Raw genomic sequence first — 24,696 nt, 5'->3', positions numbered from 1 at the left:
TTTCTTACTTTCTGCCTGAATGCATAGCAGCCACTCCGCCACTATAGGGTTTCACGTGTATATCTTTAAATCCGGCTTCTTCAAACATCTTTGCAAGCTCTTTCATCCCCGGAAAATCTCTTGCCGATTCCTGTAACCAGGAGTATTCAGTAAAGCTCTTAGCAAAAATCTTTCCAAACACCGGCATCACAAAGCGAAAATACAAGTAATACATCTGCTTGAATCCGAACATGGTTGGTTGAGAGGTTTCAAGACATACAGCCATTCCACCAGGTTTTACCACACGATTCATTTCTTTCAAAACATGGAGGTAGTCGGGTACATTTCGTAAGCCGAACCCGATTGTTACATAATCAAACGTGTTATCGTCAAATGGCAGCTCCATAGCATTGCCGTGAATGAGCTCGATATTGTTCAGGTGGGAATGTTCTACTTTCTCCCGGCCGATCGAGAGCATATTTTGACTGAAATCCAGCCCCACTACCTTGCCCGTTTCTCCGACTTTTTCTCCTATAGCTAACGTCCAATCCGCGGTTCCACAGCAAACGTCCAGAGCCTTTGAGCCCGGCTCCACATTCATATGTTTCATGGTGTCTTTTCTCCACTTTTTATGCTGCTGGAAACTAATTACCGAATTCATCTTATCATAATTGGAATATATTTTTTCAAATACTCCGTGGACTTTTTGTTCTTTGGACTGCTGCATTTCAATTTACCCTTCTTCCGCATATAGTTTGGTCATAGGTTCAGGCTCAGCATAAGGCAATAGCTCTACAATCAACTTTTTAAAATATGGTGTTACCGGTTCTATGTTCTCTAACTGAGTTTGAATTGTTTTCTTCGTTGACGCGATTAATTTATCCAGCTTTGAAAGCAAATGTCTGGACTCTTCCTTCGTTAGCTTTAAAGACGGTGTTTCACTGCATGAATCGTTTGTTAAAGTCGACAGCGCTTTTATGAAGCTCGTATTCTGTGCATGCTCAATACAAATTCTCTCTTGGACAAGCTTCTTGTATAAAAGGGCTTGCTCAACAATCATGCTCCATTTGTCATCTTCAAAAAAACGAAAGAAGTTTGAAACGATCGCTGATTCTCTTGTCTTTAAGCTTGCCATTAGCTCATCAAGATTTTGATGTTCCTCTTTGTAGATGGAAATTTTGCTTTCGTTAATCTCTTTAATCGCTTTCGCTAAAGTCGCGATAAGGTCCACATCATCTGTGTCAGCAAGGATTTTGTAATAAAGGCTGCTAAAGTATACTCCTGCAAGAACCGTAAGCTGCCTCTCTTTCAATGGATCAAGCTCAGAGATTGTAACCTTTTCATGGGTATCAAGGGCTATCTGCAATAACATGGCAGTCGAAATCCATTGTACAACTTCTTTATTCAAGGTCCGTCCCCCACTTACAAAAGGAAGGAGCAGGAAATAAATCCGGTCCCGATCAATGTATGGTTGATCGATGTATTCCTTTAAATAAGAGTGATGTAACTGCTCTTCTATGTATTGATGAATGATATTCGCTTGATGGTTACAATCAATGAATTTCATACCCTATAATCCCCATTTCTACTATGTATCGGTCTAAAAATTTCAGCATTAAATATTATACCATAAAATCTTCAACAATAGTGAATCCGACTTGCCCCTTTATAATCCTGTGTATAACAAAGGGGACGACTACGAAGGTCACATCTTCTTAGTCAGTCCCACCCGGTTTTCCTCTGGAACGAACATTCTCAGAGTATTATTTCTTGTTATCACTTTCTACTTCACCGTAGCTTGTGACGATGGTCGCTTTCCCTCTAACTTTAATCGCAGAGGTATGATCCGTAAACTGAGCAATCATGACTTCACCTTTATCAAGCTTTTCAGAATGATGGAACCGGGTATCCGTTCCCCTCGTCAGCCCGATCACATTCACACCATCTTCAATCGCTTTAATCACAATATAATCATTTGAATTCGTCATTGGCCCACTCCTAATTCTTTATAAAAGAAAGAACTTCGCTGCGTGCTTGAGAGTTATCTTTAAACGAGCCTCTTACAGCTGTTGTCACTGTACTTGATCCAGGCTTCTTCACGCCTCTCATTGTCATGCACATATGCTCCGCTTCAACCACTACCATGGCACCATGGGGCTCCAGGGTTTCCATGATGGTATCCGCCACTGTGGACGTGATTCTTTCTTGAAGCTGAGGACGTTTCGCAACAGATTCAACTGCTCTGGCCAGTTTACTTAAGCCCGCCACTCGACCGTCTCGTGGAATATACGCAACATGAGCTTTACCGTAGAAAGGAACCAAGTGATGCTCGCACATTGAGTAAAAAGGAATTTCCTTCACCAGCACAAGCTCTTCATGCTCTTCACTGAATATTGTTTCAAAGTATTCTTTCGGATCGTGATCAATTCCGGAAAATACTTCTGCATACATCTTCGCCACGCGTTTAGGCGTATCTAATAAACCTTCTCTATTAGGATTCTCTCCAATAGCTTCTAAAATTAATCGAACTGCTTCTTCTATTTGGCCGTGATTGACTTGTGCCATTATGTTGTCCTCCTAAAATAACTTAAAGAAATAGTAACATTGTTAATATTAGCACAAGCCCATAATGTCATCAAAGACTAGTGCTTTAGAAGTTTTATAATATTATAAAACAGTCTATAAAGGAATATGATTCGTGCATATTTTCAGTTAGGAGAAACCATACTAAAAATGAGAAGCAAAAAAGGCCGCATAAATATGCGGCCTTTCTGATACGCTCAAAGTATGTAATTATTTTACAGCTTCTTTAAGCGCTTTACCTGGTTTGAAAGCAGGTACTTTGCTTGCTGAGATTTCGATCTCTTCACCTGTTTGTGGGTTGCGACCTTTACGGGCTGCACGCTCACGTACTTCGAAGTTACCGAATCCGATTAATTGTACTTTATCACCGTTTGCAAGTGAGTTTTGAATTGTATCGAAAACAGCGTCAACCGCTTTTGTAGCGTCCTTCTTAGATAGCTCAGCAGCTTCTGCAACAGCATTGATAAGTTCTGTCTTGTTCATGCCATTCACCTCCTCCCAAGGAAATGTCTCAGTCATGATTCATTTACTTTAATATCATTAGTAAACAAGTTTAGCGGATTCTATACATAAAGTGTAGAAAAAACGCTTGAAAACGTTGCTGAATCAATATTCAACAACAATTCTGTTAAAAGATTATCACAATAGATTAACCTTAGCAAGAATAAATCAAGAAATAATGGGAATCTTTTCTTATTTGAAACACAAATGTAATAGAATCCCTGTCTAGCCCTTTATTCTTGCCGTCTATTCAACCTATCACTTCTTTCCAATGACTGCAACTAATACCCTCACCCATCAGGTACTCTATCTTACTTCCCAACCTGATTACCCTCTAAACATTCACGAGATCTTTTTATTTTTGAATAAACCAATTTAACTATTACTGTTTACTTTGGATAAATACACTACAACCCCTTTATCATTAAGGGTTTATACGTATTAAAAGGCTAATTCCCATGTCATTACACACCCATTATATCAAGGAGAAATTCATAAATATTCATTTCAAAAACCAGGCTCACAAATAAGATATACACAGCAATATCATGTTTGGAAATAGAAGAAACAAGAAGTTCAAGTTCTCCTATTTCATTCAATTTTTTTGTCCCCAATCTTTTATGACATTCAATTTTCCACAAAAAAAAAGACCTTCCGAGGAAGGCCACACGATTTATAAGATTATGGCGATTAATCCACCCGATCCTTCATTTATGATTCTTTCCAGCGTATCCTTCAGTTTATACCTTGCATTTTCGGGCATTAAAGATAGCTTCGCTTGAATCCCTTCCCTCACGATGGAGCTTAAGCTTCTTCCGAAGATGTCAGAATTCCAAATGGAAAGTGGATCATCTTCAAAATCTTGCATTAAGTAGCGCACTAGTTCTTCGCTCTGTTTTTCTGTACCTATAATCGGTTCAAACTTAGACTGTACATCCACCTTAATCATGTGTATGGATGGTGCTACTGCTTTTAAGCTGACTCCAAACCTGGATCCCTGCCTGATGATTTCCGGCTCATCCAGGCTCATATCATTTAATGACGGGGCTGCAATGCCATATCCCGTCTGTTTCACCATCCTTAATGCGTCAGAAATCTGATCGTATTCCGCTTTCGCATGTGCGAAATCCTGCATTAATTCAAGGAGGTGATCTTTTCCGCGAATTTCCACACCGACAATCTCCTTCAGGACTTCATCGTACAGCTCATCCGGAGCGTACAGGTCGATTTCCGCAATCCCTTGACCCATATCGATTCCAGCAAGTCCTGCACGTTCAATATGATCAAATTCACTGAAGTAGTGAACAACACGATCTACGTCCCTTAGTCGTTTAATATCCTTAACGGTTTCTTTCACGGCTTCCTGATAGTTCTGTCGTAGCCAGTGCTCTTCTTTCAGAACCATGACCCAGCTTGGAAGGTTCACATTCACTTCAAGTACCGGGAATTCAAATAGTGCTTCTCTAAGCACGTTGAGAACGTCTGAGTCCCTCATGCTCTCCACACTCATGGCCAAAACTGGAATGTCATACTTATCCTGAAGTTTCACTCTTAGGTCTTCTGTCTCAGGTGCATGAGGTCTTGCCGAGTTGATGACCATGATAAATGGTTTACCCACTTCTTTCAGTTCCTCAATGACCCTTTCTTCCGCTTGGATGTAATCTCCTCTGCCAATTTCACCGATAGAGCCATCTGTTGTCACAACAACTCCGATCGTGGAATGTTCCTGGATGACTTTACGCGTACCGATCTCGGCCGCTTCATGGAACGGAATAGGCTCTTCATACCAAGGTGTATTGATCATTCTGGGTCCATTTTCATCCTCATACCCTTTAGCACCCGGGACCGTATATCCCACACAATCTACCAATCTCACATTCACTTCGAGGCCTTCATCCACGTGAACGGAAATGGCTTGATTCGGAACAAACTTCGGTTCAGTCGTCATGATGGTCTTGCCTGCAGCGCTTTGAGGTAATTCATCCTGCGCTCTTGCACGTTCTGATTCACTGGCGATGTTAGGAAGGACCACAAGTTCCATGAACTTCTTGATGAATGTTGATTTACCTGTTCTGACTGCTCCCACCACACCTAAATAGATATCTCCGCCTGTTCTTTCGGCAATGTCCTTAAATAGATCGACTCTTTCCAAGAGATTCCCTCCCATCTTATATTCCAGGGATGTTTCATCCGTGTATTCTGTCTCACATTCTATATTTATGATGTTGTCCCAATGACTTATGACTATTAATATGCTATTTTTCCCCCCTTATGATTAAAAGTATAAAAATTTATTATGTCTGAGCATTTATGATCATTAGTTTTGATGAAATTTCCCTATAAAGGATGACATAAAAATAATAACCCTTCTCTTACAATATATTTTGTAAGAGAAGGGTTATGCCTATTTTGTCATAAAGACAGGTTCGTTATTTTCATCCACCGTATAGGGTAAAGAATATGCCGGAACAAAAAAGGTGTCCTCGACAAGTAAATTCCTGATATCCACACCAGGTTCAAGTTCTTTATCACTGGTTTCAATCTGTTCAAATAAGTCCATTGAGTAATCTACAAAAATTTCACCATCCCCATTAATGACAAGGGGAAGATTTTTGTTTGAATAAGGGCTATTCACATACACTTCACCATCATAACCCAGTTCTTTATAATTTAATGTATACACATTATTGGCTACTTCTTCTTTAAATGGCGGATAGCCTTGAGCTTCAATTCTGATTTTCAATTCTCTTATTTGTTCTGCTAGCCTAAGGTCGAAAATCTTGACTTGAGGATTTTCCTCCACGTTTATCAGCACATATTGAAAAATCCCACCGTTTTCAAAAGCATTCCCTGGAATCTCTGCTAGGTACTGGGGTGAAAGCTTTCTGAAGTCAATCGGATACTTCTGATAAATGGGAGTATCCTGATCTCTGGTCTTAATTGGAAGTAACCCATCATTGTCCTTTTGATAGGTTTCTACCGCATCTTGTACAGCTTTCACCTGCGTTTCATAAGGGATCTGATTCTGACTAAGCTTTTCCTCAGGGTACATACATCCAGAAAGAATACTCATAGTAAAAATAAGAAGAAATGCAATTAAACCTAAGCGTTTCAATCTAAAAACGTCCTTTCAATCGGACAGCAACCTAATTGGTCGGTCCACTAAATACAATATAAATCATCATAAGTCCACCAGCAATCATCAGTATGTAGGCCATGAATGCTGTTATAAAACGCAAGAATTTTTGTTTGATTTTATACCGGCTAAAATAGATCGTTAATATAGCAAAAAACATGAATCCCATAGATGCAAACGAAATCCACATCTTCATCATCGAACTCAAAGTACATCCCTCCTGTTATCGAATGTATTATATCATAAGATTTTTATAAAGGACTAGAAAAGAATGGTTGTTCATCAATCTGTTACAAACCGATAGAGAGACTTACCCTGCTCGATAACATCCTTTAGCAGAACTTTTCAAAAAAAAAGAGCCTCTCAAGTATTTCATCATCGTTTGATGTTAAAATACTTGAGCTGCTCTAAACAAAGGGAGACCTACCCATCCATAGGCAAAGCTGTATATATTCATCACAGTGTATGCAACAGTATCAAGGTTCGCATCCTCGAATGCCTATTATTCCAAGATTAATTCAATGTTTACGAAAGAAATTTCCACTTCTTTATATATCATTGTCCTTGAAAGATGATAAGGCATCCCATGGTAAAAGAATCAGCTTAATTTAACCGCTCACCGAGAATATTCACAAGGTCTTCCATTTCGTTTGTCTTGACACGACCCATTAAGTGGTCAACCGCTTCTTTCGCTTCTACCTTATTAAAGAGCACATCATATAAAGCATTGGTAATCGGCATCTTCACTTCATACTTTTCTGCCAGCTGGTGAGCCGCTTTGGTCGTCCGTACACCTTCTACAACCATCCCCATATTATCCAGGACCTCATCAAGGTTATGACCCTTACCAAGCATGTTTCCCGCTCTCCAGTTTCTAGAGTGTACACTTGTACACGTAACGATCAAATCACCGATACCGGTTAAACCTGAAAACGTTAATGGGTTAGCTCCCATCTTAGTTCCTAAACGGGCTATTTCTGCCAGTCCTCTTGTAATAAGAGCCGCTTTTGCATTATCTCCATATCCTAAGCCGTCTGTAATTCCGGCTGCAAGGGCAATGATATTCTTTAAGGCCCCACCGATTTCAACCCCGAGCATATCCGGATTCGTATACACACGAAAATTCATGTTCATAAATAAGTCTTGAATCTCTTCAGCTGCCTTCATATCCTTAGAGGAAACGGTCACGGTCGTTGGGTGTCTCAGACTCACTTCTTCTGCGTGACTAGGCCCGGACAGTACCACCACTGTATGTAATTTAGCAGGATCCATTTCATCTTCGATCATCTCTGAGATTCTTAGAAGGGAATCAGGTTCAATTCCCTTACTAACATGAACAACGGTTAATGGTGCACTTTGAACCTCTTGAATCTGCCCTAATACTCCGCGAATCGCCTTCGTTGGAACAGCCAGGATAATGGTATCAACGCTATCTAAAGACTCTTTAAGATCGTGATACCCTTTGATAGATTCTGGAAGTTTAATCTCTTTCAAGTACTTTTGGTTGGTATGCTGAGTATTAATTTCATCGATCTGTTCTTTTTTGTGTCCCCATAATCTTACTTCCAAGCCATTATCAGCCAGGACCATAGCAAGAGCCGTACCCCAGCTTCCTGCTCCAACGACAGTTACTTTCTTTGAATTTCTCATTTTTACACCCACCTTATTATTTTCTTGCGCGAGCAATAATACGAATAGGAGTTCCTTCAAATCCAAATGCATCACGGATTCTATTTTCCAAGAATCGTTCGTATGAGAAGTGCATTAATTCAGGATCATTAACAAATACCACAAAAGTCGGTGGTTTGACAGCTACTTGCGTCGCATAGTAGATCCGGAGTCTCTTACCATTATCTGTAGGAGTCGGATTCATTGCTACTGCATCCATGACCACTTCATTCAACACGCTCGATTGCACTCGCAGAGCGTGATTTTCACTCGCCATATTAATGATCGGAAGTAGTGTATGGATCCGTCTCTTCGTTTTAGCAGACAGGAAAACGATCGGAGCATAATCAAGAAATTGAAAATGTTCGCGGATATTCTTTTCCCATTTATTCATGGTTTTCTCGTCTTTTTCAACGGCATCCCATTTGTTCACGACGATCACGACTGCCCGACCTGCATCATGAGCATACCCGGCAATTTTCTTATCCTGCTCGATAATCCCTTCTTCTCCATCAATGACAGATAAGACGACATCGGAACGTTCGATTGCTCTAAGTGCTCTTAACACACTGTATTTTTCAGTGGTTTCATATACTTTACCTTTTTTCCTCATCCCTGCAGTATCAATGATGACATAATCCTGTCCATCATAAGTGTAGGAGGAATCAATCGCATCTCTTGTAGTTCCAGCAACGTTACTCACAATCACACGCTCTTCACCTAATAAAGCATTGACTAAGGAAGATTTCCCAACGTTTGGTCGACCAATTAATGAAAACTTGATCACATCTTCTGCATAATCCTCTTCTTCTTCATGTTTGAAGTTTTTCACAACCTCATCAAGAAGATCTCCTAAACCAAGTCCATGTGAACCAGAAATTGGATACGGCTCACCAAATCCCAAGGCGTAAAAATCATAAATCATTTCTCTCATTTCAGGGTTATCAATCTTATTAATCCCCAGTACGACCGGTTTCTTCGAACGATAAAGGATTTTCGCTACGATTTCATCCGCTGCTGTTACTCCTTCACGTCCATTCGTTAAGAATACGATCACATCCGCCTCATCAATAGCGATTTCAGCCTGCTGTCTGATTTGATCCAGGAATGGTTCATTTCCCAGTTCAATTCCACCTGTATCTATAATGTTAAATTCATGAGTCAGCCACTCAGCAGAACTATATATACGGTCTCTTGTTACACCAGGTACATCTTCAACAATGGATATTCTTTCTCCAACTATTCTATTAAAGATCGTGGACTTCCCAACGTTTGGACGCCCTACGATTGCTACTACTGGTTTTGTCACGTTATTCACCCTTTCTGTAAGAAGGTTGTCCTATTCTTACATTTCCTCTTTTTAGCCATTTCAATCATCTTTATAACTATGAATAAGAAGGACTGGCCCTTAAGGTATTGTTTCCTTATGGGACAGTCCCCCCTAACTTAACTATTTTATCAATAAAAGAATAAACTGGCAATCAATGTTTTACAATGATAAATAGCCCTTCATCCAGTTCATGAGCAATACCATCCAGTATCGCTTCTAAATTTGCACAGATTTTCTGCAATTCTTCATCTGTTTTACAATAAAAGACGCTCGTTCCACTTGGAACCTTTTCAGGGGTTGTCGTAACCGTCGCGAGAATAAACTTCTGAATAGATGTACTCATTCTAATTTACTCCCCTCTTGATTCGCCTTTGATTCAGATGGCATTCTTATCGCATTTTCCAAGGTCGGTACCTGCCCAAGAATGGCAATGGCTTTCTCTACATCCTTTCGCTGCGGAAGGACGAAGACACCTATTCGACCATCGTCCAAATCTCTCTTGGCCAGTGGCGTTAATGCGGGAGTGCCTGAATCTTTAAATATCCCCAACGAAGTAGACATATCATGAAGAATCGCTTGCCTTTGACCAAGGTTCGCTACCGTTGATCTGGCATCGAATGATTTGGGAGAAAGGACAAACCCCATTCCATACTTTAAAATTTCTTCTTGTCTTACCTTTAATCCAATATTCATGATGTAAATATTATCAACGTAAAGTCCGGCCCCATCAAAATGAGGCTTCACATATTCAATCGTTACGATATCCTTCAACCTGCCCCCAGCCATTAGCTTATGTGCAATCACCATACATATCGCACTGATCACCAGCGCTACATAGAAGTTAAAGACAATATAAGCTAAAGTAGCTAAGAGAGAAGTGAAAATAACCAAGTAATTACGGCTTTCAAATGCTACGGCAATCCCTTCAATGTATGTGGCCCCTCTAGGGACAAGTTCATATGCATCTAACTCTGTCAATGTGTTCCTCTCCATATTTCGCACATCCCGAAATTGAGACGCAGCAACGGTCAAGAAAGTAATCGCCGTGAAGTTCTCCTCTAGTAAAGCAGGAATCGCGATGGTGCCTAAGCCAGCAGCAATAAATCCAAGAGCGATATGTATAATCTTCCCATGCAAATAAGTGGGATATTGGCGATAGTCTGTACGCAGCATATAAATTCTGGTTAATGTCCCCACTACTACTCCGAAGATGACCGGATACACATACTCATTCATAGATTTTTCATTTCCCCTTTGTTTGATTGTACTTTGACGTTAAAATACTGATTAATTTCTCCAAACAACTTAATGATTAAAAGGATTCCAGTAGAAATAGCCAGGACATCAAGATAAACAGGGCCACCGATAGGATAAAATAATCCTACCTTCTTTAACGGAATGCTCAGAAAGACTTCTCCAACTATACTACTGCCGGCAATAGCGATCATCCGGAGCACGTATGAAGATGAGCCATAGAAAAGAACACCCAGGAAAGCAAGCGATAGAGCAATGATAAGGTTCCGATCGATAAACATTAGAACAGGATCATAAATAGCCACTAATCCTATGCCTGCATATAGCATTCCCATCGTCAGAATAGCTACATACATATAAAACTTCTCTCTCAAACTAAGAATTCTTAAGTAACGGAAACAAATAAGGCCTATAATAAAAATCGGTGCTGCGACGTCCACAGAACCTACTTTTACACCATATGGAAACACGCATAATAACACTAAACACAAGAATGAATAGCGAAAACGATAGGGGTGCGCCTTATTCATCATAAACGTCGTATAAATCCAAATTCCCCAAAGCAACCATAAATACAGGATCCCATCCACAATCACTCACTCCCTCCTATTATCTACATTATGGAAAATCTTTATGTATCTCATTCATGTATGAATCAACTTTTCAAAGAAAAAATAAGAAAGGGAGGTGTTTACGATGGGTAAAGATCGTCAAGAAAAGAAACTAAAACAAAGCAAACGAGTAGAATCAGACCGAGACCAGGGCCTGCACTACAACGGAGCAACAAGCCTGCAAGGACCGGAAGAAGCCAAAAAGGGGCAAAGGTAACAAGAAAAGCGGAAGGGGCTCGCCCTGGGGCGACAAGCATAAGACGAGTCACCCAGAAAGGCGTTCTTTGCCTTTTTGGGTGACTTGGCTTATGACCTCGAGCCCCAAGCCCCTGTAGCTGGACATCAAGAAAAGCGGAGGCGGCTTGATAGAGGCGACAAGCATAAGACGAAGTCACACGGAAAGGTAGCCTGGGTTGGCCCGACAAGCGTATTTGACTGGAAATCATTTGGACAAACAATAATTCAGCCGAAGTTCTAAATAATCCGGCCGTTTTGAATGATAATCCAGCGGAAATGGCCAGGAATCAGGCCGATTTGAACTAAAATCCAGCCGTTTTATGGGTTAATCCAGCCGTTTTACAAAAATACCCAAAATTCACAACTCAACTCACGCAAGAAAAAAAGAACGAATTCTCAAAAGAGAATTCGTTCTTTTTACTTATTAAACGTTCTTTTGCTATAACTTGCAGGATTCAACCCTCTAACTTCCAGCCAATGAAACACATCCCCTGACAACACGAGTGGAACGCTGTGAAGATCTTCTAGACGCCTACACCCCAGGGCACACATCAGAAACTGAATATCCGTATGAATCTGATTCACTTCATCAATGGAATCCTTTAGACCTGATTCCAGAAGCTGTTTGAGAATGACCCCTGCCATCCCTACAGCAGATGCCCCTAAACCTAGAGACTTAACGATGTCTAAACTATTTTGGATGCCTCCGGAAGCTAGGATTGGTTTCAAGGATGTTGCATGAGTCTCAGCGATCGATATGGCAGTAGGAATCCCCCAATCATCGAAAAATTCCAACATTCGTTTTCTTCGTTGATTTTCGATTTTCGAGAAGTTTGTTCCGCCAAAGCCGCCTACATCGATGGCTGAAATATTTGAGTGGGACAAGGATTCGGCAACCTCTTTACTGATACCAAAACCCGTCTCTTTCACAATGACAGGTACTGAAATACTCCCAGCAATCTCCTGTATTCTTTCAAGAGCGCCGCTGAAATCCCTGTCTCCCTCAGGCATAGTTAATTCTTGTATGACATTTAAGTGAATCTGCAGCGCATCGGCTTCAATCATCTCCACGGCATCTTTTGCCTGTTGAACAGTTGCTTCGCTTCCTAAATTCCCAAAAACCATTCCGTTTGGATTATGTTGGCGAACGACTTTATATGTGTTACGTTCTGAAGGGTCTTTAAGTGCAGACATTTGAGAACCGACAGCTATTGCCAGACCGGTTTCCCGTGCAAGTATCGTTAATTCTTCATTGATTTTAGAAGTTGATTCACCACCGCCGCCTGTCATAGCATTTATGAAAATTGGCGAACTCCAATTAAGTTCGCCAATTTTTGCCTGTAGATGAACGTCATCTACTGCTATATTCGGTAAGCTTTGGTGGACAAAAGCAACTTCATCAAAACCTGTTCTGCGTTGTTGGCCAGTTGATAAAGCGTAATTAATGTGGTCTTGTTTTCTTTGAGCTCTTGTCACAATTCATCACCATTACTTAAGATCTTTTAATTTGTCACCAATCATTTCACCCAATTGGAATCCGGTATTTTCCTCAGGCATTTCGTAATCAGTCACTTCTTCCTCTTTTTCTTCAAGAGATTTGATGCTTAGAGATAAACGTTGATCATTCTCATTTACATCCAATACCTTCACTTGTACTTCTTGGTTTTCCTGTAGGACTTCGTGAGGGGTACCGATATGCTTATGTGAAATTTGAGAGATGTGAACAAGTCCTTCTACACCAGGTAACACTTCTACAAATGCTCCATACGATACTAAGCGTTTTACCACTCCGTCCAGAACACTGCCTTTGGGTGCTTTTTCAGAAATGTTACTCCAAGGTCCAGGTAGGGTTTCTTTAATGGATAGAGAAATACGTTCGTTGTCACGATCAACGCTTAATACTTTGACCTGTACTTTCTGACCCTCGGTTACTACGTCTGAAGGCTTCTCAACGTGTTCGTGAGAAAGCTGAGAGATATGAACCAATCCATCTACTCCACCAATGTCTACGAACGCTCCGAAATCTGTAATTCGCTGAACTGTCCCCTCAAGAACAGCACCAGATTCAATATCAGTAAGAAGTTGTTTCTTCTGCTGCTGCTTTTCTGCTTCTACAACAGCGCGGTGTGAGAGGATTAGACGATTTTTCTCCTGATCCAATTCTACAATCTTAAACGTTAAAGTTTTATCCTTATAGTCCGAGAAATCCTCAACATAATAATCTTCCACTAATGATGCAGGAACAAAACCCCTAACTCCAAGATCAACTACAAGTCCGCCCTTTACAACATCTTTCACTTCCGCTTCAAAGACGTCGCCATTTTCAAAGCGAACTTTCATTTCTTCCCATGCTTTTTCAGCATCTACTTTACGTTTAGAAAGAACCAGAAGTTCTTCTTCAACTTTCGTCACGATTAACTCAAGTACATCCCCTTCACTGACTACATCAGAAGCTTTTTCGATATGAAGGCTTGAGAGTTCACTAATTGGAATGATGCCATCCACTTTGCTATCTTGAACGTCAACTAAGACTTGTTTCTCTTCAACCTTAGTAACTGTTCCTTTAACTTTTTCACCGATTTCAAGATTCTTCACTTCAATTCCATTCATGTCTTCCATTATGTACTCCTCCTTAATCCATGACTGCAAAGATTTTGATAATTGCGAGACTTCACAATTTAAAATATTCTTTCTACTAACTTCTAATAAATACTACTTTTTGTCAAGCGAGAAAGCTCATATTATTGATGCTCGTGTATTAGTTTTTCAATATGCTGCATGATAATCTCGGTCGTCTTCTCTGCATTTAATCTTTCTTCACGAATGCCCTCCATAGGAATAGGGGGGCCGAATACGACTTTTAATTTCTTGAAGGGCTTATAGGGTCCAATGATCGCACATGGTACAACGTAAGCATCGGAACGAAGAGCAAAGAAGCCCGCTCCAGCCAATCCCTTACCAATTTTCCCTGTCTTACTTCTAGTACCCTCCGGGAACAGTCCTAAAACATCCCCTTGTTTAAGAACCTGTAAACCTTTCCGGAGTGCTTCCCGGTCACTCATTCCCCTTTTCACCGGGAATGCCCGTAAATCAGGTAATAGCTTACCTAATACCGGGACACTGAAAAGCTCTTCTTTAGCCATGAACGAAACAGGTCTGGGAGCTGAAATCCCTACCACAGGCGGATCTAAGTTATCAATATGATTGGCACACAATAGGACTCCCCCGTCTTTCGGGAAGTGCTCTAACCCCTGGACCTCGATACGATACAGCGGGGAAAGAATCGATTTAACGAGTCCTTTTGCAAAGGAATACAAGTTCACATTAACCTTTCCTTTCTACTAGCAACATAATTTGATCCACTACTTCTGAAATGGACAGTGAAGTTGTGTCTATTTCAATTGCGTCATCCGCTTTCTTAAGAGGAGCCACTTCTCTTTCTGAATCAATCTTGTCACGGCGAGCGATGTCTTCTTTCAATTGTTCCAAGTCAGAAGGAAACCCTTTCGACACATTTTCTTCATGTCTTCTTTGCGCTCTTTCTTCTACACTCGCTAATAAGAATACTTTAATTTCAGCGTCGGGAATCACATGAGTCCCGATATCTCTTCCGTCCATTACAACAGCACCTTGTTCAGCTAAGTGCTGCTGCCTATTCACCATTTCTTCTCTGACTTGAGAATGAACGGCCACATGAGATACCGAATTGGTAACGGCAGCCTGACGGATTTCATCTGTCACATTTTCTCCATCTAAATATACAATTTGACCATCTTCAGTCGGTTCAAGCTTTATTGTTGTTTGAGACAATAAATTCTTCAACTCATTTTCATCATGCAAGTCTATATTCATTTTCAAAGCTTTATATGTTAATGAACGGTACATCGCCCCAGTATCAATATAAAGATAAGATAATTTACCTGCTACAATTTTCGCTACTGTACTTTTCCCCGCCGCTGCAGGACCATCGATTGCAATTCTTAATTTCTTCAACTAATCCACCTACTTAAATTCCTAATAATTTTCTTACCTATTTTAACATAAATCTCATATCACGTTGAAAGAATCTTTATTCAAAAAAAAGAGCAGGCAATCAATCACCTGCTTTACCCGATAAGGTTTCGACTATTTCACTGTATTCCATTTTCTCCACTCCCTCATAAAAAACAATCTTGTGGAGCTCCGGAAAGATATTTAATTGATGAAAAGCAAATTGGACTGCTATTAATAAAATAAAATGGATAATGACTAAATTGATTAATATTCGTTCAACCGATTTAATTGTACTCACCCTTTTCCTATTCATAGAAAAAGTATGTGTAAATAATGGATTTTTATTCAAGCAACCCTTTTTTCCTTAAATTTAGCTGTCGTTCAAAACAATATCTTAGAATAAGCTGTCGTTGATTTTCAGATAAATGTATAAATTCAATACTGGCGATTTGTTTATGATCTTTTTCCCAAACCCGTATGACCTTGCCTTCTATCTCTACATACTGGCATTCACCCGTTTGCATTGGAAGGACGATGATAGTGGATATCACAGAACCACTTTCAAGGTTCATTCCTTGTCTCACCATTACAGCACAGCCACCTGCACTTATATCCTCTGTTAACGTCGGGTGATAGTGATCATTTATTTTTAAAGAGATATCCGTATTGGCTTCAACACGAACAAACTGCCTTCTTTGTATCTTTACTAAACCTCCCTCACCAGGGTAGTGAAGATGGATCATCGGGATTTTGGATAATTTCCGTCCCATTACTTCTGTTTCAAACATAAGTACCGTTTGCTCATTAACAATGAAACTGGCTTTAAGCTGTGTACCATCAATTAAAAAAATGGCTTTCTCAGTTTTCGTATGAATGGGGTAATCAATATAAATGCCTTCATCGCCAAGCTCAACGACCCGGCACCTATAACGTTCAAATGTATCATTATGGATCGGTTCCAACTGCAATGTGGTACCTGCTTTTATCATAGTCCGAAACTCCCACTTTCAGTTTAAGTATCTTTATTATGGCATGACTTTCATCCCCTTTCCATACCTTTTTATAGCTCTGTTCTGAATTTAATAACACAGGGACGGACCTCCATTTCGGAGGTCCGTCCCTGTCTGCTCATACGACTTCTTCATAAATCGGTTCCGCTTTTCTTAGTTTCTCTACTTTTTCTTCTTCTCCAGTGTTTGCATTGATGAATATTCTAAAGGTATCTTTTCCTAGCATTCCTAAGAATTCGTAGCATAGCACTTCTTCATTTAGATCATTCACAATGACAGATTGACGCTCTTCCATTACTTTAAGGTTAGGGTTGGTCGTTTCTTTCGCTTGTTCCTGAGTAATGGACGGTTCAGCAATCTCTCTGTCATGGTTATTCTTTAAATATTCTTCGGCAGCAAACCCGACGATTTGACCATTATCCAATGCTACCTTTATTTTAACAGAATCCGGATAAATCCTTACACCATCCAGGACTGTCACATATGTGAAAATTCCAATGTTATCATACTGTGCACTTTCAAATAGTTCTAAATTGGAAAAGTCGTTATCTTTCAGGAACGCAGTCGCTTTCTCTGCCGCTTTATTTAGACTAATTTTTGCTTTCTGCACTTCCCGATTGTTTATATACCAGATTGGATATCCCCCTTTTTGAGTTACATCCATACTTGCATGTGTTTTACCTTTTTCAACCGTAACACTATAAAATTTATAGTCAGAGCCTTTTCCGCTCTTCGTTACTTTTGCATCAATCTTTTCACTTATCCCGGAGTATTTTCTTAAGATTGAAACAGCCTCATCCTTTGAAATCTCTTCCCCTTTAATCTTCTGAAAATTCCGGTCTTTCTTCTCGGTATTCACAAATGTTGTCGAACCAAAGTTTGCTTCATCATATCCGGAAACATTCTTTTCAACGGTTTTAAAGCCATCGATAATGGTGTTATCAGCCTGTTCATTCCCTGACGCCAGAGCAAGCTCCACATCCATCCATCTCAGGTTGTTCTCCATAACCAGATGTTGGACCTTTCTTAACTGATTCTGAATATCAGCACTTTGTTCATATAAATTTTCAAGTGATTTATATTCTTTATCCGTTAAAGGATTCTTATCTAAATCCCTCACTGCTACTCGGTAGCTGAAATCTCCAATATTACTTAAAAACTCTTCTGTTTTATTAAACGGCAGCAGCGTTAACGGAAGCTGCCCTACATCACTGTGCGCCTGAGAAGTTAATCTCCATATATCGGCAAGTGCCGGAGACAATGATTTCCTTGAATTCATGGCAAGAGTCGAACCTATTTTATCGTGAACCAGATCCACTTGATAAGTTAACTCATGGAACGCTCTTTGATAGTTATTTTCAGCATTGATTAATATCGCATTTTTCTCCTGATGCTCTTGGTATCCCCAGAATGCGGTTCCTGCAACACCAAGGACGAGCACCGTTATTAAAATGACACGTAGCAATGTACTTCACCTCTTTAACTACAGAATATGTGCTTTCCAATTTTCTTAATTTGTGGACGTGACCAAATCCACTTGCTTGTTGCTGTCACAGGGTTAAAGTAATAGAGAGCACTTGAAGAAGGATCCCAGCCGTTTATGGCATCTAAAACCGCTTCTTTCGCTTTTTCATTTGGCGTTAACCATATTTGCCCATCTGCTACGGCTGTAAAGGCACCAGGCTCAAAGATGACCCCCGCCGCTGTATTCGGGAATGCCGAGCTGTCAATTCGATTGAGAATTACCGCTGCTACCGCAACTTGTCCCTCATACGGTTCACCCCGGGCTTCTCCATATACCGCATTTGCCATCAATTGAATGTCGTTTTGTGAAAATCCATTAGGCGTATTCACTGCCGTTGGCTTGGAAGGAGTGGGTGTTGGTTTTGGAGCAGGCTTCTTTTGAGGAGCTGCTTTTCCACCGGATTTTCCGCCTCCAGCCCCGCCACCTCCAGGACCTTTTTGTTTATTTAAATCTGTTCCGCCATAATGAGTGAAGTTGTTGCCTTTTTCAATTTGTTTTTTTACAAATTGCTTGTTATACTTTGAGGCTTTCACCAGTTTTTCTTTCGTTTTCGCTCCTGCCAATCCATCAATAGGAAGTCCGAACTCATATTGAAAGTTTCTTAGAGCCCAATATGTGCCCCACCCAAATACTCCATCAATATCACCGTTATAGTATCCGATATATTGAAGTCTGGATTGCAGTTCGATTACATCCTCACCTGTTGCGCCATGTTGGATTACTTGATTAGAAAAAGCGTCTGCCTTCTCTCCTTCAGATGAAATCATAAAAAGAGAAAACATAAGCACCATGACGACTGAAGTAGAAATCAATTTGAAACGACTATTCATAATGCTTTAACCTCCATATCTTCAATTAACATTAACTCTAGTTTTTGTAGTGGCTCCCATTTTATACAAGTGAATAATAAAAATTAGCAAGCCCATAAGCGGAATCGTCTCGTTAAGAGGCTACAAGCACTTTGATAAGACAATGTAATGTGTCAGCAAAAGCCATGTAAACAATGGAAGTTATAATGGAATGAGGATTACTTCAAACAAATCCGGAATTGAAAGGGAGGTCATGATGGAGGACTATTTAGCAAAGTCATTAGATGAGTGGAAAGAAGATATTTCAGAGGTGTTGGATCAGATTAATACTGATTACGAAGAGATAAAGAAGGAACTGAAGGTGTATTCCTATAAGTACGGCATTACAAAGCAAGTCATTCAATCAACAGTGAATGAGGAAATCATCGAAAATATCAGGGAAATGTATCATAAGCCTTTTGAAGAAAAGTACAATGAACTGAAGGAATACATACGCGAATTGGACGAAAAAAGAAAAGTGTTTCAAATGTTCGTGAATAAAATTGATGAAGTGAAACGAAAGGAAGCACCCAAAACAGACCTGGCAGCTGCTTACAAGTGAATATTAAATGAGACCGCCTTAGCAAAAAGGCGGTTCTTTGTTACCGGGAGTACATAAGAGTATCTGAAAATACAATGTAAAAAAAGACGCTTCAAATAGTAAAGCGTCTTTTAGATAATTTCTTTATCGAATTCAGTACGTGTATATTTCTTTTCTGTTAAACGATGAGCACTTTTCACTTTCTTCAAACCCAGCCACCATAAGAAAAACATAAACGGTACCATAAAATAGACCCAGTTTTTCTCGGCTAAAAAGATGTAATTATATGTTCCATGTAACAGGATGGGCACAGATATCGCAATAAATAGCCACTTATGCCTCTCTTCACTTGAGGAAAACTTTGCTTTTCCTAAGTAATATCCCATAATGACACCGAACAAGGCATGACTTGAAACAGGAAGGATCGCTCTTCCAAATGCATGTTCAACACCGTTTGCAACCAAATACAAAATATTTTCAATAGTAGCGAAACCAAGTGACACACTTGCACCATAAATTATGCCGTCGTATGGTTCATTAAAATCAACATGTTGGAAAATCGCAAACATTAAAATAAACCATTTGAAGAATTCTTCTAAAAGCCCGGAAGAAATGAAAGCCGTCGACCAATTGGAATCAATGATTCCTTCAACTTCTAACACATATTGTAAGAACATAATAGGAAAGGTGATAAGGGCCCCATACATAAAGGTTTTGAACACTAGCGTAATAGGTTCTGCCTCATATTCATCCCGCAAATAAAAGTAACTTAGCAATGCTAATCCTGGTGCTATACCCGCTGATAAAATCACCAGCATAAAAAAGTCCTCTTTTCTTTCTGTTTTCTTAATCGTATCATGTTAATGTAGGAATGGAAACAGGAATTTATTTGGTTGGAGGAATGAATGATGAAGAAAGATATTTTGGTCATACATACAGGCGGTACCATCTCTATGATGGAAGACGAACAGACTGGAGCAGTCACTCCTGGGAAGGAAAATCCCCTTTCGGTACAAACGTCTATCGTATCGAATTTAGCAAATTTAACGGTCTTAGAAGCATTTCATCTGCCTTCCCCCCATATTACAACAGAGCACATGCAGCAATTGAAAGAGATCATTGAAACGAAATATAGGGAAAAATCATTTGACGGTGTCGTCATTACCCACGGAACAGATACGCTCGAAGAAACTGCCTACTTCCTGGATTTAACCCTTTCTCTTCCAGTCTCCCTAGTCGTAACAGGGGCAATGAGATCAAGTAATGAAATTGGAGCGGACGGTCTTTATAACCTCATTTCATCCGTTCGGGTAGCTGCTGATGACAAATCCAAGAACAAAGGGGTTTTAGTCGTCCTGAATGACGAAATTCACTCTGCGAAGAACGTGACCAAAACTCACACAAGCAATGTATCTACCTTTCAAAGTCCACAGTATGGTCCGATCGGCATTGTGACGAAAAGAGGCGTCCTCTTTCATCACCAGCCTACTTCAAATGAATACTATCATGTTTGTGATATTTCAAAGAGAGTGACGCTGATCAAGGCATATGCTGGAATGGACTCTGGCTTATTGATAGCCATTAAAGATTTACAATATGATGGAGTTGTAATCGAAGCATTGGGACAAGGAAATCTCCCACCTGATACGGTCAATGGAATCAATGAGCTGTTAGCTGCAAACATTCCTGTTGTCTTGGTTTCGAGATGCTTTAATGGAATTGTTCAGGATATATACGGCTATTCAGGTGGGGGGAAACAATTGAAAGAAAAAGGGGTTATCTTTTCAAACGGTCTAAACGGACAAAAGGCGAGAATTAAATTAATGGTTGCACTTTCCCAAACCAATGACATTAAAGAATTAGAAACGATTTTCAAAAATTAAGATTGTTCTCCAGCCAGGCTAAAAAGATACCCAACAGAAAGGAAAGAGGCTCACATCAGAGCCTCATTCCTTTTCATCATTTATACTTTTGGGTAAGGGATTCAGAGATTAATCCTCCATGCAAACGGCCATTTTCAATAAAAATTTCATTCGCATTATTCCCAGCAGCTATGACACCTGCAATATAGACGCCCTCTACATTGGTTTCCATCGTTTCGGGATGATAGGAAGGTCTTCCGGTTTCCTTATCAATATCAATCCCCATTTTCGTCAAAAAGCTATGATCCGGGTGATAACCTGTCATCGCAAACACAAAGTCATTCTTGATTTCTTTTTTCTCGCCATTTACATTGTAAATGACAGAGTCATCTGTAATTCCCTCTACGCACGCGTTGAATTCCATCGTTACTTCGCCATTTCTGACAAGTGCATCAAAGTTAGGGAGAATCCAAGGCTTCACGCTCTTTGAGTACTCACTCCCACGGTATAGAACGGTTACTCTTGCCCCCGCTTTATTCAATTCCAGAGCTGCATCGACCGCTGAGTTCTTCCCTCCGATCACAACCACATCTGTGTCAAAAAAGGGATGTGCTTCTTTAAAATAATGAAACACTTTCTCTAAGTCCTCTCCTGGAATCTCTAAAAAATTAGGATGATCATAGTAGCCAGTCGCAATGACAATCGACTTACTTTCATACGTTCCCTTTGAAGTGGAAACCGAAAAACGGTCGCCTTGCTTCTCGACTTTATGAACGGTTTCGAATCGGTTGATTCTTAATTCTTTCCGCTTAGCCACTTCACGATAATACACGAGCGCCTGATTTCTTCTTGGTTTATGTTCTTCGATCACGAAAGGAACCTCACCAATTTCAAGCTTCTCACTTGATGAAAAAAAGGTTTGATGAGTCGGATAGTGATATATGGCATTCACAATATTCCCTTTTTCAATGATTAAAGGGTTGATTCCTTTTTCTTTTAAACTAATAGCAGCAGACAACCCACAAGGTCCTCCACCCACAATAATGCATTCTTCCATTTTCAAATTCAGACACTCCTTCAATTCCTCTATCTGAATGGTGATTTACGTTCGTGCACTTCAGATGTTAAAATATTCTCTACCCAATTATTATGGAATAAGATTGTGTTTAGGTCAAAAGGAAGCACTCACATCTTTTATCCCTGCCTTCAATATTATCTGTAATAACAGCTGAATTTAATGCTATTCAATACTTTTATTAAAAGGTTCTTTTCGTATAGTTTGTTGCTATTGTATAGGAGAAAGTGCTAGTTGATTTCCGCTCCAGGTGCTCGCTTTCCGCGGGGCGTGAGTTGAGCCTCCTCAGGCTTTGCCCTGCGGGGTCTCAACTTTCCCGCTATTCCCGCAGGAGTCGAGCACCTTCCGCTCCAATCAACTTTCTAAGTGTGAGTTTCTTACTATAGACTAATATAAATATCATAATCGTTTAGAATACAGCAATTTTCTGATTGTACAGTAGATTTTAGCTCGTATAGGACAAACTGTTTCTTTCAATTGTTTATTAGCATAAATAAGCTCTGTCACGAAAAACTCTTATACACGGTGAGGGGAACTGTGTAGACTCCGGCGGATTTTGGTCGTGCCGAGACCCCGTTCGGCTAAGCTGAGGAGGCTCGGCCGAACGCTAACTGCAAGCGGAGCAGTTCCCCTCACCATCCAGTATAAGCTGGTTGGAGCCCTGGCAGGTCCTATGCTAGAAAACAACAATCTTTGCCAAAAGAGCCTATTAAAAAGACAAATAAAAAAAAGATGAGATAGCGTCCATCTCATCCCGTTCTTATGAAATTAAATCCAACCTCTGAATCGGCATGCTTCTGCCATTTTTCTAACGCCTACCATATAAGCCGCAAGTCTCATATCGACTCGTCTGGACTGCGAAGTTTCATATACATTATTAAAGGAGTTGACTAGAATCTTTTCCAGCTTTTCTTCCACTTCTTCTTCAGACCAATAGTATCCTTGATTATTTTGTACCCATTCAAAGTAAGAAACCGTTACTCCGCCCGATGAAGCTAATACATCCGGCACTAACAAAATCCCTCGCTCTGTTAAGATTTTTGTCGCTTCTAATGTCGTCGGGCCGTTCGCAGCTTCTACCACAATGCTCGCCCGAATATTGTGAGCATTTTTTTCTGTAATCTGATTCTCAATTGCTGCAGGCACGAGAATGTCACAATCAAGCTCTAATAGTTCTTCATTTGTAATCGTATTATTAAATAATTTCGTAACCGTTCCAAAGCTATCTCGACGATCCAGCAAATAATCGATATCCAAGCCATCCTCGTCATGAAGACCGCCGTAGGCATCAGATATCCCTATCACCTTTGCTCCTGCGTCATGCATAAACTTTGCAAGGAAGCTTCCAGCATTACCGAAGCCTTGAACGACGACTCTCGCCCCTTCAAGCTTTATCCCTTTTTTCTTGGCTGCTTCATGGATACAAATGGTCACGCCCTTCGCGGTTGCCGTTTCGCGACCATGAGATCCTCCAAGCACCAATGGTTTCCCTGTAATGAACCCTGGAGAATTGTACTCATCTATTCGGCTGTATTCATCCATCATCCACGCCATGATTTGAGAATTAGTGAAAACATCAGGAGCTGGAATATCTTTAGAAGGCCCTACAATTTGGCTGATCGCGCGTACATAACCACGACTCAACCTCTCTAATTCTCTAAATGACATATCCCGGGGATCACAAATGATTCCCCCTTTACCTCCACCGTACGGAAGGTCTACAATTCCACACTTCAAACTCATCCATATTGAAAGTGCTTTCACTTCTTTCTCTGTAACATTCGGGTGAAAACGGATCCCGCCCTTTGTCGGTCCAACTGCATCATTATGTTGAGCACGGTATCCCGTGAAAACTTTTACTTTCCCATCATCCATCCGGACTGGTATTTTAACTGTTAACATTCTTACAGGTTCTTTTAATAATTCAAATACTTCTTGTGAATACCCCAATTTATCAAGTGCAAGATGAATAACCGTTTGTGTAGATTTCAGTACATCGTGTTGATCAGATGCTTGGTGATTTTCTTTCCCCTTTTCGGCTACCATGTATGTAAACCTCCCAGTATCCTTCACTGTTTAACGGAACCTCGTCCGCTTTCATGACATAGTATACACGTTTGATTTCCTCTTGCAAAGAAGGAAAATAAAAAAAAGAAGATTTTTTTGAAAACGCTATCATAAACGAAAAGCGGAGGCGGCTTGGGCAGACCCGACAAGCATAAGGCGAGACCACCGGAAAGGCGCTCTTTGCCTTTTTGGTGGTCTCGCCTTATGACCTCGAGGGGCTAGCCCCTGGAGCTGGACATATCGAAAAGCGGAAGGGGCTCGCCCTGGGGCGACAAGCATAAGACGAGTAACCCGGAAAGGCGCTCTTTGCCTTTTTGGGTTACTTGGCTTATGACCTCGAGCCCCAAGCCCCTGGAGCTGGACATATCGAAAAGCGGAAGGGGCTCGCCCTGGGGCGACAAGCATAAGACGAGTAACCCGGAAAGGCGCTCTTTGCCTTTTTGGGTTACTTGGCTTATGACCTCGAGCCCCAAGCC

The 24,696-nt window shown here is 40.5% G+C and carries 28 protein-coding genes; 3 read left to right on the top strand and 25 right to left on the bottom strand.

What is annotated here, in order from left to right; translation table 11 throughout:
* Positions 1-4: 4 nt before the first annotated feature.
* The 14 genes from ACFQWC_RS03470 to ACFQWC_RS03405 form a co-directional block, all read right to left on the bottom strand.
* Complete coding sequence (locus ACFQWC_RS03470; RefSeq protein WP_341356544.1) at positions 5-706, bottom strand: demethylmenaquinone methyltransferase; 702 nt, start codon at positions 704-706, stop codon at positions 5-7.
* 6 nt (positions 707-712) lie between these two features.
* A complete protein-coding gene (locus ACFQWC_RS03465) occupies positions 713-1,546 on the bottom strand; it encodes a heptaprenyl diphosphate synthase component 1 (protein WP_299737995.1) in 834 nt (277 codons plus the stop codon).
* A gap of 196 nt (positions 1,547-1,742) precedes the next feature.
* The gene (gene mtrB / locus ACFQWC_RS03460) at positions 1,743-1,967 is read right to left on the bottom strand and encodes a trp RNA-binding attenuation protein MtrB (RefSeq protein WP_044336317.1); all 225 of its coding nucleotides are present in this window, start codon (positions 1,965-1,967) and stop codon (positions 1,743-1,745) included.
* A gap of 10 nt (positions 1,968-1,977) precedes the next feature.
* Complete coding sequence (gene folE, locus ACFQWC_RS03455) at positions 1,978-2,544, bottom strand: GTP cyclohydrolase I FolE (RefSeq protein WP_299737997.1); 567 nt, start codon at positions 2,542-2,544, stop codon at positions 1,978-1,980.
* Positions 2,545-2,772: 228 nt separating this feature from the next.
* Positions 2,773-3,045, bottom strand: coding sequence for an HU family DNA-binding protein (locus ACFQWC_RS03450; protein ID WP_034758336.1), 273 nt, complete (start codon positions 3,043-3,045; stop codon positions 2,773-2,775).
* Positions 3,046-3,527: 482 nt separating this feature from the next.
* On the bottom strand, positions 3,528-3,662 hold the full coding sequence (locus ACFQWC_RS03445; RefSeq protein WP_341356545.1) for a hypothetical protein: 135 nt from the start codon (positions 3,660-3,662) through the stop codon (positions 3,528-3,530).
* A 74-nt stretch (positions 3,663-3,736) separates the two neighbouring features.
* Positions 3,737-5,215, bottom strand: a complete 1,479-nt coding sequence (gene spoIVA, locus ACFQWC_RS03440; RefSeq protein ID WP_299738002.1) for a stage IV sporulation protein A — start codon at positions 5,213-5,215, stop codon at positions 3,737-3,739.
* A 252-nt stretch (positions 5,216-5,467) separates the two neighbouring features.
* Positions 5,468-6,178: a hypothetical protein gene (locus tag ACFQWC_RS03435; protein ID WP_299738004.1), complete on the bottom strand. Its 711-nt coding sequence runs from the start codon at positions 6,176-6,178 to the stop codon at positions 5,468-5,470.
* Between the two features lie 31 nt (positions 6,179-6,209).
* On the bottom strand, positions 6,210-6,398 hold the full coding sequence (locus ACFQWC_RS03430; RefSeq protein WP_299739569.1) for a DUF2768 domain-containing protein: 189 nt from the start codon (positions 6,396-6,398) through the stop codon (positions 6,210-6,212).
* Positions 6,399-6,802: 404 nt separating this feature from the next.
* Positions 6,803-7,849 carry an NAD(P)H-dependent glycerol-3-phosphate dehydrogenase gene (locus ACFQWC_RS03425; protein ID WP_299738006.1) on the bottom strand — a complete coding sequence of 349 codons (1,047 nt, stop codon included), beginning with the start codon at positions 7,847-7,849 and terminating at the stop codon, positions 6,803-6,805.
* A gap of 16 nt (positions 7,850-7,865) precedes the next feature.
* Positions 7,866-9,176 (bottom strand): ribosome biogenesis GTPase Der, encoded by a 1,311-nt coding sequence (der, locus tag ACFQWC_RS03420; protein WP_299738008.1) that lies wholly within the window; start codon positions 9,174-9,176, stop codon positions 7,866-7,868.
* Between the two features lie 172 nt (positions 9,177-9,348).
* Complete coding sequence (locus ACFQWC_RS03415; protein WP_299738011.1) at positions 9,349-9,540, bottom strand: capping complex subunit for YIEGIA; 192 nt, start codon at positions 9,538-9,540, stop codon at positions 9,349-9,351.
* Positions 9,537-10,433, bottom strand: a complete 897-nt coding sequence (locus tag ACFQWC_RS03410) for a YIEGIA family protein (RefSeq protein WP_299738013.1) — start codon at positions 10,431-10,433, stop codon at positions 9,537-9,539. The genes ACFQWC_RS03415 and ACFQWC_RS03410 overlap by 4 nt, the downstream gene beginning before the upstream one ends.
* On the bottom strand, positions 10,430-11,047 hold the full coding sequence (locus ACFQWC_RS03405) for a YphA family membrane protein (protein ID WP_341356546.1): 618 nt from the start codon (positions 11,045-11,047) through the stop codon (positions 10,430-10,432). The genes ACFQWC_RS03410 and ACFQWC_RS03405 overlap by 4 nt, the downstream gene beginning before the upstream one ends.
* Positions 11,048-11,147: 100 nt before the next feature.
* Here ACFQWC_RS03405 and ACFQWC_RS03400 point away from each other — a divergent pair, with 100 nt between their 5' ends.
* Positions 11,148-11,279, top strand: a complete 132-nt coding sequence (locus ACFQWC_RS03400; RefSeq protein ID WP_299738017.1) for a YpzI family protein — start codon at positions 11,148-11,150, stop codon at positions 11,277-11,279.
* Positions 11,280-11,716: 437 nt separating this feature from the next.
* On the opposite strand, the gene fni is transcribed toward ACFQWC_RS03400, so the two are convergent.
* The 8 genes from fni to sleB form a co-directional block, all read right to left on the bottom strand.
* A complete protein-coding gene (gene fni / locus ACFQWC_RS03395) occupies positions 11,717-12,775 on the bottom strand; it encodes a type 2 isopentenyl-diphosphate Delta-isomerase (RefSeq protein WP_377106051.1) in 1,059 nt (352 codons plus the stop codon).
* Between the two features lie 12 nt (positions 12,776-12,787).
* The gene (rpsA, locus tag ACFQWC_RS03390) at positions 12,788-13,921 is read right to left on the bottom strand and encodes a 30S ribosomal protein S1 (protein ID WP_299739571.1); all 1,134 of its coding nucleotides are present in this window, start codon (positions 13,919-13,921) and stop codon (positions 12,788-12,790) included.
* A gap of 119 nt (positions 13,922-14,040) precedes the next feature.
* On the bottom strand, positions 14,041-14,622 hold the full coding sequence (locus ACFQWC_RS03385; protein ID WP_299738021.1) for a lysophospholipid acyltransferase family protein: 582 nt from the start codon (positions 14,620-14,622) through the stop codon (positions 14,041-14,043).
* A 1-nt stretch (position 14,623) separates the two neighbouring features.
* Complete coding sequence (cmk, locus tag ACFQWC_RS03380) at positions 14,624-15,292, bottom strand: (d)CMP kinase (protein ID WP_299738022.1); 669 nt, start codon at positions 15,290-15,292, stop codon at positions 14,624-14,626.
* 100 nt (positions 15,293-15,392) lie between these two features.
* Positions 15,393-15,590 (bottom strand): YpfB family protein, encoded by a 198-nt coding sequence (locus ACFQWC_RS03375; protein WP_377106048.1) that lies wholly within the window; start codon positions 15,588-15,590, stop codon positions 15,393-15,395.
* 43 nt (positions 15,591-15,633) lie between these two features.
* Entirely contained in the window at positions 15,634-16,281 is a 648-nt protein-coding gene (locus tag ACFQWC_RS03370; RefSeq protein WP_299738024.1) for a flagellar brake protein, read from the bottom strand.
* A 139-nt stretch (positions 16,282-16,420) separates the two neighbouring features.
* Entirely contained in the window at positions 16,421-17,767 is a 1,347-nt protein-coding gene (gene ypeB, locus ACFQWC_RS03365) for a germination protein YpeB (protein WP_377106046.1), read from the bottom strand.
* A 14-nt stretch (positions 17,768-17,781) separates the two neighbouring features.
* A complete protein-coding gene (gene sleB, locus ACFQWC_RS03360; RefSeq protein ID WP_299739575.1) occupies positions 17,782-18,618 on the bottom strand; it encodes a spore cortex-lytic enzyme in 837 nt (278 codons plus the stop codon).
* 274 nt (positions 18,619-18,892) lie between these two features.
* On the opposite strand from sleB, the gene ACFQWC_RS03355 reads away from it, so the two are divergent.
* On the top strand, positions 18,893-19,237 hold the full coding sequence (locus ACFQWC_RS03355; RefSeq protein ID WP_148970017.1) for a hypothetical protein: 345 nt from the start codon (positions 18,893-18,895) through the stop codon (positions 19,235-19,237).
* Positions 19,238-19,347: 110 nt separating this feature from the next.
* On the opposite strand, the gene prsW is transcribed toward ACFQWC_RS03355, so the two are convergent.
* On the bottom strand, positions 19,348-20,034 hold the full coding sequence (gene prsW, locus ACFQWC_RS03350; RefSeq protein WP_299738028.1) for a glutamic-type intramembrane protease PrsW: 687 nt from the start codon (positions 20,032-20,034) through the stop codon (positions 19,348-19,350).
* 87 nt (positions 20,035-20,121) lie between these two features.
* Between prsW and ACFQWC_RS03345 the strand changes: the two genes are divergently transcribed.
* A complete protein-coding gene (locus tag ACFQWC_RS03345; RefSeq protein ID WP_377106044.1) occupies positions 20,122-21,099 on the top strand; it encodes an asparaginase in 978 nt (325 codons plus the stop codon).
* 76 nt (positions 21,100-21,175) lie between these two features.
* Here the strand turns inward: ACFQWC_RS03345 and ACFQWC_RS03340 are convergent, their stop codons facing one another.
* Both ACFQWC_RS03340 and ACFQWC_RS03335 read right to left on the bottom strand, forming a co-directional pair.
* A complete protein-coding gene (locus ACFQWC_RS03340; protein WP_299738031.1) occupies positions 21,176-22,141 on the bottom strand; it encodes a YpdA family putative bacillithiol disulfide reductase in 966 nt (321 codons plus the stop codon).
* Between the two features lie 780 nt (positions 22,142-22,921).
* Positions 22,922-24,199: a Glu/Leu/Phe/Val family dehydrogenase gene (locus tag ACFQWC_RS03335; RefSeq protein WP_299738034.1), complete on the bottom strand. Its 1,278-nt coding sequence runs from the start codon at positions 24,197-24,199 to the stop codon at positions 22,922-22,924.
* Between the last annotated feature and the right edge of the window lie 497 nt (positions 24,200-24,696).

Origin of the sequence: Rossellomorea sp. GCM10028870, assembly GCF_042666755.1 — a bacterium.
Lineage (GTDB): Bacteria > Bacillota > Bacilli > Bacillales > Bacillaceae_B > Rossellomorea.
Note: the sequence above shows the minus strand (reverse complement) of the source record. Positions and strands in the feature narration are given on the sequence as shown.

Coding starts and splice junctions, on each gene's coding strand:
- ACFQWC_RS03400 (WP_299738017.1), top strand. CDS start 11,148: ATGGGTAAAGATCGTCAAGAAAAGAAACTAAAACAAAGCAAACGAGTA.
- ACFQWC_RS03355 (WP_148970017.1), top strand. CDS start 18,893: ATGGAGGACTATTTAGCAAAGTCATTAGATGAGTGGAAAGAAGATATT.
- ACFQWC_RS03465 (WP_299737995.1), bottom strand. CDS start 1,546: ATGAAATTCATTGATTGTAACCATCAAGCGAATATCATTCATCAATAC.
- sleB (WP_299739575.1), bottom strand. CDS start 18,618: ATGGTGCTTATGTTTTCTCTTTTTATGATTTCATCTGAAGGAGAGAAG.
- ACFQWC_RS03410 (WP_299738013.1), bottom strand. CDS start 10,433: ATGAATGAGTATGTGTATCCGGTCATCTTCGGAGTAGTAGTGGGGACA.
- folE (WP_299737997.1), bottom strand. CDS start 2,544: ATGGCACAAGTCAATCACGGCCAAATAGAAGAAGCAGTTCGATTAATT.
- ACFQWC_RS03470 (WP_341356544.1), bottom strand. CDS start 706: ATGCAGCAGTCCAAAGAACAAAAAGTCCACGGAGTATTTGAAAAAATA.
- ACFQWC_RS03450 (WP_034758336.1), bottom strand. CDS start 3,045: ATGAACAAGACAGAACTTATCAATGCTGTTGCAGAAGCTGCTGAGCTA.
- ACFQWC_RS03415 (WP_299738011.1), bottom strand. CDS start 9,540: ATGAGTACATCTATTCAGAAGTTTATTCTCGCGACGGTTACGACAACC.
- ACFQWC_RS03425 (WP_299738006.1), bottom strand. CDS start 7,849: ATGAGAAATTCAAAGAAAGTAACTGTCGTTGGAGCAGGAAGCTGGGGT.
- mtrB (WP_044336317.1), bottom strand. CDS start 1,967: ATGACGAATTCAAATGATTATATTGTGATTAAAGCGATTGAAGATGGT.
- ACFQWC_RS03345 (WP_377106044.1), top strand. CDS start 20,122: ATGATGAAGAAAGATATTTTGGTCATACATACAGGCGGTACCATCTCT.
- ACFQWC_RS03430 (WP_299739569.1), bottom strand. CDS start 6,398: ATGATGAAGATGTGGATTTCGTTTGCATCTATGGGATTCATGTTTTTT.
- ACFQWC_RS03335 (WP_299738034.1), bottom strand. CDS start 24,199: ATGGTAGCCGAAAAGGGGAAAGAAAATCACCAAGCATCTGATCAACAC.
- ACFQWC_RS03370 (WP_299738024.1), bottom strand. CDS start 16,281: ATGATAAAAGCAGGTACCACATTGCAGTTGGAACCGATCCATAATGAT.
- prsW (WP_299738028.1), bottom strand. CDS start 20,034: ATGCTGGTGATTTTATCAGCGGGTATAGCACCAGGATTAGCATTGCTA.